The following is a 1,462-nucleotide window of genomic DNA, read 5'->3' as shown; positions in this document are numbered from 1 at the left end:
GCCCAGCCCGGCCCGGCCGGCCCGCCCAGCCCACCTGTCCCGCCCGGCGTTCCCGCGGCGCCGGCGCCGGGGCCAGCCCCAGCCCCAGCCCCGGCCCCAGCCCCGGCCTCGGCTTCGGCTTCTGGTGGGACGCCCGCCGAGCGCCGTGCGGCGGCCAGGCCCCTCGTCCACAGTTCGCGGCGCAGCGGCGGGTCGAGGACGGGCATGTCGACGGCGAGAACGTCCCGGTCGCCGTCCCACCGGCGCGTGCCGACCACGACGACCGGCGCCCGCAGCCTCGCCGCCAGGTCGCGGAGGGCCGCGGCCTGCTCATGATCGTGGATGTCGGCGGCGACGGCCTGCCCGCCGTCACGGCCGTCATCGGACGCCGCGCCGTCGAGCGCGGATCCGCCGATCACGTAGACGTACCGGCACAACGCGGCCTCCCGCTCGAGCAGCCGGACCACCTCGGCGCGTGCGGCCCACCCGAGCCGCGCGAGGGCCGCGGCGTCCACGGCCCGGGCGCGCAGCCCGAGCCGGCCGCACAGCGCGGCGGCGCAGGCCCGCCGTCCGCTGCCGGGTGGGCCGACCAGGCTGACGACCGGCCAGCGCGCCACCGGCGATGGATGCCCGCGCAGCCGCTCGGCGAGCCGGTCGACCAGCGTGAGGTGGGCTTCCGCGAGCGGCGCCGTCCTGATCTCCCCGAGCAGGCCGGTCACGGCGTCGTCGGTCCGGTTGACACCGAGCAGGAACTCCGCGACCCGGTCGTCGAGAACGAGCGGACGCCCGGTGAACGGCACACCGGGCCCGCCGGCCCCGATCCGCAGCAGCCCGAAACCGATCAGCGGCCGGCCCGTGCCGAAGCTCGCCACCGCCGCGTCCGGCCCCCACCACATCGGCGCCGCCGGTTCGTCCGACGGATCCGGTGGACTGGCCCGCGGCGCGTCAGCGAGCAGCACGGCCGCGAGGGCGGGCGTGGGGCAGCCGCGGGTGACGTCGTCGTGCGCGTAGGCGTAGAGGCGCTCGAACGCCGGGTCGAGGCGCGGCGCCAGGCAGAGCACCAGGCTGTCGCGCTCGAGATCGGTCAGGTCGAACACCGACGCGAGCACGTCCAGCGGGGCGGGCGTGTCCGCGTCGAGGAGCACCTCCCGGATCCGGTCGAGATCGTCACGTAACCGCGTGATGCGGGCGGTGAGGTCCCGCGACCGCGGGTCGACGTCGTGGAACAGCCACCGGGCGTCCGGGCCGTCCTGCGCGAGCAGCAGGTCGGCCTGCTCGTCGCTGATGACCGTGCCGTGCGCCGGGTGCAGCGGATCGCTCCCCCAGCGGGCCCGCAGCCAGCGGATGTGGCGGGCCAGCAGCAGTCTGATCAACGTGAGGTGGGCGCGTAGGAACGCCTCGTGCGCATCGGCCTCGGTGACCGTTCCGGCCGCTCCCGCGGACTCGTCGCGCGCGGCTGCCGGACCACTCGGCGCCGGGCTGT

1 pseudogene is annotated in these 1,462 nt (G+C 77.2%); it reads right to left on the bottom strand.

The features are described 5' to 3' along the window. Positions 1-1,462 (bottom strand): annotated as a pseudogene (locus tag NBW84_RS23600) (hypothetical protein); the annotation flags it as partial.

This window comes from Protofrankia sp. CiP1_Cm_nod2 (assembly GCF_920664355.1).
In the GTDB taxonomy this organism is placed as follows: domain Bacteria; phylum Actinomycetota; class Actinomycetes; order Frankiales; family Frankiaceae; genus Protofrankia.
The sequence above is the reverse complement of the archived record's forward strand: the minus strand, read 5'-3'. Positions and strand labels throughout refer to the sequence as shown.